General features: G+C 57.7%; 9 protein-coding genes (1 of these 9 only partly in view). All 9 read right to left on the bottom strand.

From position 1 onward, the window contains the following. Positions 1-113: the 5' portion of an acetyl-CoA carboxylase carboxyltransferase subunit alpha gene (locus ACIOWA_RS23135; protein WP_401162112.1), read on the bottom strand. It extends 931 nt beyond the left edge of the window; 113 of the gene's 1,044 nt are visible here — the first part of the coding sequence; its start codon is at positions 111-113; its stop codon lies off the left edge, out of view. Between the two features lie 139 nt (positions 114-252). Further along, positions 253-3,774 (bottom strand): DNA polymerase III subunit alpha, encoded by a 3,522-nt coding sequence (dnaE, locus tag ACIOWA_RS23140; protein WP_339430554.1) that lies wholly within the window; start codon positions 3,772-3,774, stop codon positions 253-255. A 76-nt stretch (positions 3,775-3,850) separates the two neighbouring features. Next, positions 3,851-4,477, bottom strand: a complete 627-nt coding sequence (gene rnhB / locus ACIOWA_RS23145) for a ribonuclease HII (RefSeq protein ID WP_339430762.1) — start codon at positions 4,475-4,477, stop codon at positions 3,851-3,853. Between the two features lie 11 nt (positions 4,478-4,488). Then, positions 4,489-5,619, bottom strand: coding sequence for a lipid-A-disaccharide synthase (lpxB, locus tag ACIOWA_RS23150; protein ID WP_401162114.1), 1,131 nt, complete (start codon positions 5,617-5,619; stop codon positions 4,489-4,491). 2 nt (positions 5,620-5,621) lie between these two features. After that, positions 5,622-6,398, bottom strand: coding sequence for an acyl-ACP--UDP-N-acetylglucosamine O-acyltransferase (gene lpxA / locus ACIOWA_RS23155; RefSeq protein WP_339430552.1), 777 nt, complete (start codon positions 6,396-6,398; stop codon positions 5,622-5,624). Continuing rightward, positions 6,395-6,835, bottom strand: a complete 441-nt coding sequence (gene fabZ / locus ACIOWA_RS23160) for a 3-hydroxyacyl-ACP dehydratase FabZ (RefSeq protein ID WP_042557884.1) — start codon at positions 6,833-6,835, stop codon at positions 6,395-6,397. The genes lpxA and fabZ overlap by 4 nt, the downstream gene beginning before the upstream one ends. 106 nt (positions 6,836-6,941) lie before the next feature. Beyond that, a complete protein-coding gene (gene lpxD / locus ACIOWA_RS23165) occupies positions 6,942-7,997 on the bottom strand; it encodes a UDP-3-O-(3-hydroxymyristoyl)glucosamine N-acyltransferase (RefSeq protein ID WP_339430551.1) in 1,056 nt (351 codons plus the stop codon). A gap of 3 nt (positions 7,998-8,000) precedes the next feature. After that, positions 8,001-8,504, bottom strand: coding sequence for an OmpH family outer membrane protein (locus ACIOWA_RS23170; protein WP_339430550.1), 504 nt, complete (start codon positions 8,502-8,504; stop codon positions 8,001-8,003). A gap of 45 nt (positions 8,505-8,549) precedes the next feature. Beyond that, positions 8,550-10,827 (bottom strand): outer membrane protein assembly factor BamA (gene bamA, locus ACIOWA_RS23175; protein ID WP_401162117.1); only part of this gene is annotated, 2,278 nt, incomplete at its 5' end.

The following is a 10,827-nucleotide window of genomic DNA, read 5'->3' on the forward strand; positions in this document are numbered from 1 at the left end:
CCCACCCCCCCCCCCCCCCCCCCCCCCCCCCCCCCCCCCCCCCCCCCCAACTCTGCGATCTTGGCTTGCAGGTCGGCGATCGGCTGTTCGAAATCTAGAAAATTCGGGTTCATAGGCGTCCGTCTTGGGTCGTATCCCAAATGAGCTTGGGTCGGCCGGTTGTCTATTCGCGCCCTACCTTAAGGGAGAGGCGCGCTAAGGTCGAGATTAAAAATTCAGGTTTCGGGCAAGCGCAATGATGGCACCTGCCGCTCAACGGTATTGGAGGAAGACGTTGTCTCGCCCGAACTGGTCACGCAAGGCTTGAATCAACGCATCCGCCGGGTCGATGCGCCAAGTCTCGCCAAACTGCAGCAAGGTCTTCGCATCGGGGCTGGTGTACTCCATGGTGATCGGACACGCCCCGCGATGACGCTTGAGCAAATCACCCAACCAGCGTAGCTGATCGCCTTTGAGGTCCTGGGTTTGCAGCTTCAGGCGCAGGCTTTCGGCAAGGTTGGTGCGTGCATCTTCCATGCTCATCACGCGCTTGACCCGCAGGCGCAGGCCGCCGGAGAAGTCATCGTTGCTGACCTCACCTTCAACCACCACCATCGCGTCGGTCTGCAACAGCGACTGCGCGGAATGGAACGCTTCGGCAAACAGCGACGCTTCGATCCGGCCGGAGCGGTCGTCGAGGGTGATGAAGCCCATCTTGTCGCCCTTCTTGTTCTTCATCACCCGCAGGGCAATGATCATCCCGGCCACGGTTTGCGTATCGCGTGCCGGTTTCAGGTCGATGATGCGCTGACGGGCGAAACGGCGGATCTCACCTTCGTATTCGTCAATCGGGTGACCGGTCAGGTACAGGCCCAGGGTGTCTTTTTCACCCTTGAGGCGCTCCTTGAGGGTCAGCTCCTTGGCTTTGCGATGACTGGCATAAACGTCAGCATCTTCCTCGACGAACAGACCGCCAAACAGGTCGGCGTGACCACTGTCGTGGGTGCGGGCGGTTTGCTCTGCAGCCTTGATCGCCTCCTCCATCGCCGCCAGCAACACCGCGCGATTACGGTCGATATTGGCCTGATAAGCCTTTTGTTCGTCGTGAAAATAAGGCCCCAGACGATCCAGCGCACCGCTGCGAATCAAACCGTCGAGCGTGCGCTTGTTGATGCGCTTGAGGTCGACACGGGCGCAGAAATCGAACAAATCCTTGAACGGGCCTTCCTGACGCGCCTCAGTGATTGCTTCTACCGGGCCTTCACCGACCCCTTTGATCGCGCCGAGGCCATACACAATGCGGCCGTCGTCGTTCACCGTGAACTTGAACTCCGAAGTATTCACGTCTGGCGCGTCGAGACGCAGCTTCATCGTGCGAATTTCTTCGATCAAGGTCACGACCTTGTCGGTGTTGTGCATGTCCGCCGACAGTACCGCAGCCATGAACGGCGCCGGGTAATGGGTTTTCAGCCAAGCAGTCTGATACGAAACCAGACCGTAAGCGGCGGAGTGAGACTTGTTGAAGCCGTAACCGGCGAATTTTTCCACCAGGTCGAAAATGTTACCGGCGAGGTCGGCGTCGATATTGTTGGTCTTGCAACCTTCAATGAAACCGCCGCGCTGTTTGGCCATCTCTTCGGGTTTTTTCTTACCCATCGCCCGACGCAGCATGTCCGCACCGCCGAGGGTGTAACCGGCCATGACCTGGGCAATCTGCATCACCTGTTCCTGATACAGGATGATGCCGTAAGTCGGTGCCAATACTGGCTTGAGGCCCTCGTACTGGTAATCCGAGTGCGGGTACGCCAGTTCGGCGCGACCGTGCTTACGGTTGATGAAGTCGTCCACCATGCCGGACTGCAGCGGGCCCGGACGGAACAGCGCTACCAGTGCGATCAAGTCTTCCAGGCAGTCGGGCTTGAGCTTTTTGATCAGCTCTTTCATGCCTCGGGATTCAAGCTGGAACACCGCAGTGGTTTCAGCTTTTTGCAGCAACTGGTAAGTCGGTTTGTCATCCAGCGGGATGAACGCGATATCCAGCGGCGGTTCGTCGACCTTGGCGCGGTCTCGGTTGATGGTCTTTAGCGCCCAGTCAATAACCGTCAACGTCCGCAGACCGAGGAAGTCGAACTTCACCAGACCGGCAGCCTCAACATCGTCCTTGTCGAACTGGGTTACCAGACCGTCACCGGCCTCGTCGCAATAGATCGGCGAGAAGTCGGTCAGTTTGGTCGGTGCGATCACCACACCACCAGCGTGCTTGCCGACGTTACGCACAACGCCCTCAAGCTTGCGCGCCATCTCCCAGATTTCCGCCGCCTCTTCATCGACCTTGATGAAGTCGCGCAGGATCTCTTCCTGCTCGTAGGCTTTTTCCAGGGTCATGCCGACTTCAAACGGAATCATCTTCGACAGACGATCCGCCAGGCCGTAGGACTTGCCCTGTACCCGCGCCACGTCACGCACCACAGCTTTTGCCGCCATGGAACCGAAGGTGATGATCTGGCTTACCGCGTTGCGCCCGTATTTCTCGGCCACATAGTCGATCACCCGGTCACGACCGTCCATGCAGAAGTCGACGTCGAAGTCGGGCATCGATACCCGTTCCGGGTTAAGGAAACGTTCGAACAGCAGGTCGTATTCCAGCGGGTCGAGGTCGGTGATTTTCTGCACATAGGCCACCAGCGATCCAGCACCCGACCCACGACCAGGTCCAACCGGTACGCCGTTGTTCTTGGCCCACTGGATAAAGTCCATCACGATCAGGAAATAACCGGGGAAGCCCATCTGGATGATGATATCCAGCTCGAAATTCAAGCGGTCGACGTACACCTGACGCTTGGCTTCGTAGTCTTCGGTGGTGTCTTTGGGCAACAGAACCGCGAGCCGCTCCTCCAGACCGTCGAAGGACACCTTGCGGAAGTACTCATCGATGGTCATGCCATCGGGAATCGGGAAGTTGGGCAGGAAGTGCGTGCCCAGTTTCACATCGATATTGCAGCGTTTGGCAATTTCGACGGTGTTTTCGATGGCGTCAGGAATGTCGCTGAACAGCTCGGCCATTTCCTCGGCGCTTTTGAGGTATTGCTGATCGCTGTAATTCTTCGAACGCCGCGGATCGTCGAGGGCGCGGCCCTCACCGATGCAAACGCGGGTTTCGTGGGCGGCGAAGTCTTCCTGCTTGATGAAACGCACATCGTTGCTCGCCACCAGTGGCGCGCCCAGCTTGTCGGCCAGAGCCACAGCACCATGCAGTTGCTCTTCATCGTTGGGACGGTTGGTACGCTGGATTTCCAGATAAAAACGATCCGGAAACACCGCCATCCATTCACGCGTCAGAACCTCAGCTTCAGCCGGGTTACCGCCGATGAGGGCCATGCCGATCTCGCCTTCTTTGGCGGCAGACAGCATGATCAGGCCTTCGCTGGCCTCGGCGACCCACTCGCGCTCGACGATGATCATGCCATTGCGCTGACCTTCGATGAAGCCACGGGAAATCAGCTCAGTGAGATTGCGATAGCCCTTGGCGTTCATGACCAACAGGCTGATCCGGCTCAGCGGCGCATCCGGATCCTTGTTCGACAGCCACAGGTCAGCGCCGCAGATCGGCTTGATCCCTGCGCCCATGGTGTTTTTATAGAATTTGACCAGGGAACACATGTTGTTCTGATCGGTGACCGCGACGGCCGGCATGTTCATGCCAGCCAGGGCCTTGACCAGTGGCTTGATCCGCACCAGCCCGTCGACCAGGGAGTATTCAGTGTGCAGGCGTAGGTGAACGAATGAAGCCGGCATAGTGATCCTGTCCAGTTACATAGAGACAACAAGGCCCGGATTGTACCGGGCCTCGAACAAAACATCAGCCTTGCGACTAAACCTGCGTCAGGCCTTCCAGCGCCTCATAAGCCTGACGCACCGGGGCGAACGAGCGCCGGTGAATCGGGGTCGGCCCGAGCCGGGACAATGCTTCCAGATGAACGGGCGTCGGATAGCCTTTGTGGCCGCCAATGCCATAACCCGGGTAAATCAGTTCGAACGCAGCCATTTCGCGGTCACGACTGACCTTGGCCAGAATCGATGCCGCAGCAATGGCAGGCACCTTGCTATCGCCCTTTACAACCGCTTCGGCGCGCATCGGCAGTTTCGGGCAGCGGTTGCCATCGATCATCGCCAGTTTCGGCTGGATGTGCAGCCCGGCCACGGCGCGCTGCATGGCCAGCATGGTCGCGTGCAAAATATTCAATTCATCGATTTCTTCGACTTCGGCGCGAGCGATGCACCAGCTCAGGGATTTTTCGATGATCTCGTCGTAAAGCTTTTCCCGTTTGGCTTCGGTGAGTTTCTTCGAGTCGTTGAGCCCGACGATAGGGCGGTTCGGATCGAGGATCACCGCTGCCGTCACCACTGCACCGCACAACGGGCCGCGACCGACTTCATCGACGCCGGCGACCAGTTCTTCAACTTCGGCGACCAACGTGAAATCCAGGCCCATTTGCATGCTTGTCTTGCTCATCGTGATTGACCGATCAGGTTAAGGACGGCATGCGCCGCCTGATTGGATGCGTCCAGACGCAGCGTGCGGTGAATCTCGTCGAAGCCGCGAGTCTGCTCTTCACCGCCCTCGATCAAGGGCGACAGGGTCTGGGCAAGCGCCTCGACAGTTGCATCGTCCTGCAACAACTCCGGAACCAGCAGACGCTGGGCCAACAGATTTGGCAGCGATACATACGGGCTCTTGACCATGCGTTTGAGAATCCAGAACGTCAGCGGTGCCAGACGATAGGCAACCACCATCGGCCTCTTGTACAACAGCGCTTCGAGGGTTGCCGTACCGGAGGCGATCAATACGGCGTTACAGGCAGCCAAGGCCAGATGAGACTTGCCATCGAGCAAGGTCACCGGCAAATCGCGGCCAGCGAGCAGTTCTTCAAGCTGCAAACGGCGCTCCGGGCTGGCGCACGGCATGACAAAGCGCACACCCGGACGCATCGCGCGCAGGCGCTGGGCGGTATCGAGGAACAGTGCGCCGAGGCGACCGACCTCACCGCCACGACTACCAGGCATCAGCGCGATCAGCGGCCCATCAGGCAATCCCAACTCGGCACGCGCAGCCGCACGATCAGCCTCCAGCGGAATGGCATCGGCCAGCGAGTGACCGACGAAGCGTACCGGTACGCCTTTCTCTTCGTAGAATCTGGCTTCGAACGGGAAAAGGGTGAGCATCAAATCGCAGCCTTCGCGAATCTTCAGCACGCGCTTCTGCCGCCACGCCCACACCGACGGGCTGACGTAATGCACGGTTTTGATCCCGGCCTGACGCAGCTTGAGTTCGATATTGAGGTTGAAGTCGGGGGCATCGATACCGATGAACGCGTCCGGTTTTTCGGCAACCAGCGTGGCAATCAGCTCTTTACGACGCTTGAGCAACTCGCGCAAACGACCGAGGACCTCAACCAGCCCCATGACCGACAAGCGCTCCATGGGAAAGTACGAGGTCAGGCCTTCCGCCTGCATCAACGGACCGCCGACACCGATGAACTCGACCGACGGATGCTGTGCCTTGAGGGCACGCATGAGGCCGGCACCCAAAATGTCACCGGAAGCTTCACCCGCCACCAGCGCAATACGCAAATTGGCCATGATCAGCGGGTGATGCCGCGTGTCGACGACTGGATGGAATCGCGAAACACCGCGACTTCCGGGAACAGAGCAGCAGGCTCGGCCAGTTGAGCCAGTGCCTGCTCGACTGTCAGCCCTTGGCGATAAACGGTCTTATAGGCACGACGCAATGCGTGGATAGCGTCTTCGCTGAAACCGCGACGGCGCATGCCTTCGAAATTCATGCTGCGCGCCTCGGCAGGGTTGCCAAACACGGTGACAAACGCGGGAACGTCTTTACCGATCGCGGTACCCATGCCTGAAAAGCTGTGGGCGCCAATGTGGCAATACTGGTGAACCAGGGTGAACCCGGAGAGGATCGCCCAGTCGTCAACATGCACATGGCCGGCCAACGCCGTGTTGTTGACCAGGATGCAGTTATTGCCGATGACACTGTCGTGACCGATGTGGGCATAGGCCATGATCAGGTTGTGATCGCCCAGCGTGGTTTCCGAACGGTCCTGCACGGTGCCACGGTGAATCGTCACGCCTTCGCGGATGACGTTGTGGTCACCTATCACCAGTCGGGTCTCTTCACCTTTGTACTTCAGATCGGGCGTGTCTTCGCCTACCGAGGAAAACTGGTAAATGCGATTGTGCTTGCCGATACGTGTCGGGCCTTTGAGGATCACATGCGGCCCGATCACGGTACCCTCGCCGATTTCCACACCTGCGCCGATGATCGACCAAGGGCCGACCTCGACGCCGTCTGCCAGAACGGCCGACGGATCGATGATTGCGCGAGGGTCAATCAAACTCATACTTTTTGTTCCGCGCAGATGATCTCGGCCGAGCAGACCGGCTTGCCATCGACCGAAGCCTGGCATTCAAACTTCCAGATCTTGCGTTTACAGCTAATGAACGTGGCTTCAAGGATCAACTGGTCGCCAGGCTTGACCGGCTGGCGGAAACGCAGCTTGTCGGAACCAACGAAGTAATAAAGGGTGCCGTCCGCCGGTTTGACGTCGAGCATTTTGAAACCGAGGATCCCGGCAGCTTGAGCCATCGCTTCGATGATCAGCACGCCTGGCATGATTGGATGCGCCGGGAAGTGACCATTGAAGAAAGGTTCATTGATGCTGACATTCTTGTAGGCGCGAATGCGCTTGCCTTCAGTGTCCAGATCCACCACCCGGTCCACCAGCAGGAACGGGTAACGGTGAGGCAGGTATTCGCGAATCTCGTTGATGTCCATCATTTCGGGGGGAAGCCTATGTAAAGATTGGGAGCGCGACTGACGCGCACTCCTCTAGCAAATCAAGGAGGCAGTCTAGAGGCTGTGCACACTTGATATGGAAATGGTATCAGCCATCTGATGAAGCATTGCCGTCAGGGGTCACTTCCCCAACGCGCTTTTCCAGCTGTTTAAAACGACGCGCGATGTCATCGAGCTGACGAATGCGTGCCGCGCTTTTGCGCCACTCGGCAGCCGGTTGCATGGCTGTGCCGGAAGAATAGGCGCCTGGCTCGGTAATCGAGTGCGTCACCATGGTCATCCCGGTCAGGAAAACGTTGTCGCAAATATCAATGTGGCCGACCAGACCGACACCTCCGGCCAGCATGCAGTGCTTGCCGATTTTGGTGCTACCGGAGATCCCGACGCACGCGGCCATGGCAGTGTGATCACCGACCTGGACGTTGTGGGCAATCTGGATCTGGTTGTCGAGTTTCACGCCATTGCCGATCACGGTATCGGCCAACGCGCCGCGGTCGATGGCAGTATTCACGCCGATCTCCACATCGTCGCCGATGGTCACACCACCGATCTGGGCAATTTTCTGCCAGATACCCTTCTCATTGGCGAAGCCGAAGCCTTCACCACCGAGCACGGCACCGGACTGGATAACCACACGCTTGCCGATGTGCACATCGTGATACAGCGTGACACGCGGAGCGAGCCAGCCGCCCTCGCCGATTTCGCTGCGGGCACCGATGACGCAATGGGCACCCAGCGTGACTTGCGCCCCAATGCGTGCACCCGCCTCGATCACCACGAAGGGGCCGATGCTGGCGGTTGGATCAACCACAGCGTCGTCAGCGATGACTGCCGAGGGATGGATACCCGCGGCAGCTTTCGGTTTGGGATCGAACAAGTGAGAGATACGTGCATAAGCCAGATAAGGATCTGGCACCACCACTGCATTACCGGCAAAACCTTCTGCGTCGGCGTCTTTGAGCAACAAGGCTGCTGCCTGAGAACCGGCCAGGTATTTTCGATATTGAGGATTTGCCAGAAAGCTCAACTGAGCTGGGCCAGCCTCTTGCAAAGTGGCTAGCCCAGTAATTTGCTTCTCCGGGTCGCCACGCAGGGTGGCGCCGAGGAACTCGGCCAACTGGCCGAGCTTGATAGTCACGGTCATGGGTTACTTCAGCTGATTCATGCGCTCGATAACCTGGCGTGTGATGTCGTACTGAGGCTTGACATCGATCACTGCGCCACGTTCGAGCACCAGGTCAAAACCACCTTTCTTGATGACGCCTTCTACAGCGCTATCCAGTTTCGGCTTCAGTTGCTTGAGCATTTCGCGGTCGGCAACGGCCTTGGCTTCATTCAGTTCCTTGGACTGGAACTGGAAATCACGGGCCTTTTGCTTGAACTCCAGCTCCAGACGCTCACGCTCGCCCTGCTGCATCTTGTCGCCACCGGCCATCAGACGATCCTGAATGCCCTTGGCGCTGCTTTCCAGAGTTTTCAGCTTGGTCAGTTGAGGACCGAACTTCTTCTCCGCATCGACAGCGTATTTCTTGGCCGCGTCCGATTCCAGCAACGCCATCTGATAGTTCAGAACGGCAATTTTCATGTCGGCGAATGCCGGGCCTGCCACCAGTACGGAGGCCAGGAGAACCAATTGAGTCAACTTACGCACGATGCACTCCTACAAAATCCATTGTCGTTATCTTGGGTCAGACGCTTAGAACGTCTGGCCGAGGGAGAATTGGAACACTTGAGTTTCAGCGTTATCCGGTTTTTTGACCGGCATGGCCAGAGCAAAACTCAGGGGGCCCAGCGCGGTAACCCAGGTCACGCCAACACCGACGGAACTGGCCATGTTGCTCAGGCTGATGTCGTTGCACTTGGTGTTGGACGAAGTGCCGTTTGCGTTGGTGGTGTCCTTGCACTGCGAATCGAAAACGTTACCCACGTCCCAGAATACCGAGGTACGCAGGGAACGCTGATCCTTGACGAATGGCAGCGGGAACAGAACTTCCACACCGCCCTGAATCAGGACGTTGCCACCGAACGGCAGCGGGTCTTGGTCCGGATCTTTGACAGTACCCGGGTTGTTACCCGAACTTGGTGTGCTACGCGGGCCGAGGGTGCTGTCCTTGAAGCCACGAACCGAGTTGAAACCACCAGCATAGTAGTTTTCATAGAACGGCAAGCCATCTGTGGAACCATAACCGTCGCCATAACCCAGTTCGGTGTGCAGACGCAAAGTGTAGTTTTCGCTGATCGGCTGGAACAACTGACCACGGTAGTCAAGTTTGTAGAATGCAAGGTCGCTGCCCGGAATGGTGGTTTCCAGGGTGAGGCTCTGGGAGCGACCACGGGTTGGCAGTACACCTTTGTTCAGGGTCGACTCGGACCAGCCGGCCGACGCCTTGAAGTTCAGGTAGTTGTCGCCTTCTTTGTTAACGAAGTCGAAAATCTCGTCAACGGTGTATTTGCCGGTCTTGATCTTGTCTTGCTGGGCAGACAGACCGAAGGTCAGTCGCGAAGTCTCGCTGATCGGGTAGCCAACGTTAACACCCGCCCCCAGGCTGTCTACGGAATAGCTCGAAATATCGGCATCGAGTTCAGCGTAGTCGGTTGTGCGATAGAACGCGTTGTAACCCAGGCTCACGCCATCGGCGGTCCAGTAGGGGTCAACGTAGCCGAAGTTGTAGCGGCTCTGGTATTCGCTTCGAGTCAGACCGACGCTGACGCGGTTACCGGTACCGAGGAAGTTGTTCTGGGTAATCGAACCACCGAGGATCAAACCGGCGCTCTGGGCGAAACCGACGCTGGCGGTAATCGAACCGGAAGCCTGCTCTTCAACGCTGTAGTTCACGTCAACCTGGTCGTCGACACCCGGAACAGCCGGCGTTTCGACGTTGACTTCCTTGAAGAAGCCCAGACGCTCAAGACGGGTCTTGGATTGGTCGATCAGGTAGGTCGAAGCCCAGCCACCTTCCATTTGACGCATTTCGCGACGCAGCACTTCGTCCTCGGACTTGGTGTTGCCACGGAAGTTGATGCGGTTGACGTAGGCACGCTTGCCCGGATCGACAGCAAACAGGATGTCTACGGTGTGATCATCGTCGTGCGGCTGAGGCACGCCGTTGACGTTGGCGAAGGTATAACCCTCGTTACCCAGACGACGGGTGATCAGTTCAGAAGTAGTGGTCATCAGCTTGCGCGAGAACACCTGGCCTTTCTGCACCAGCAACAAGGACTTGATCTGATCTTCAGGTACTTTGAGATCACCGCTGAGTTTGACGTCACGAACGGTGTATTTCTCACCCTCGGTCACGTTGACGGTGATGTAGACATGCTTCTTGTCCGGAGTGATGGACACCTGGGTCGAAGCAATATCCATATTGATATAGCCGCGATCCAGGTAGTAGGAACGCAGACGCTCCAGGTCACCGGACAGTTTTTCACGGGCATATTTGTCATCGTTCTTGAAGAACGACAGCCAGTTGGTGGTTTTCAGCTCGAACAGGTCGGTCAGGTCTTCCTCGGGAAAAACCGTGTTGCCTACCACGTTGATGTGCTGAATGGCAGCAACGGTGCCTTCGTTGATCTTCACTTTCAGGCCAACACGGTTACGCGGCTGCGATACCACTTCGGTATCGACGGTCGCGGAATAGCGGCCTTGCGCGACGTACTGGCGTTGCAGTTCGTTACGGACACCTTCGAGGGTGGCACGCTGGAAGATCTCGCCTTCGGCCAGACCGGATTGCTTGAGGCCTTTCATCAAGTCTTCAGTAGAGATCGCTTTGTTACCTTCGATCTCGATACTGGCGACAGATGGACGCTCAACAACCGTGATCACCAGAACGTTGCCTTCGCGGCCCAGCTGGATATCTTGAAAGAAACCGGTTTTGAACAACGCACGAGTGGATTCCACCAGGCGACGATCATCCGCCTGCTCGCCGACGTTCTTCGGGCAGGCACCAGAGTCGCTACCCGGGGAGTCCCGCTGG

The sequence above is a fragment of the Pseudomonas sp. NPDC087614 genome, assembly GCF_044743485.1.
Taxonomy (GTDB): domain Bacteria; phylum Pseudomonadota; class Gammaproteobacteria; order Pseudomonadales; family Pseudomonadaceae; genus Aquipseudomonas; species Aquipseudomonas baetica_A.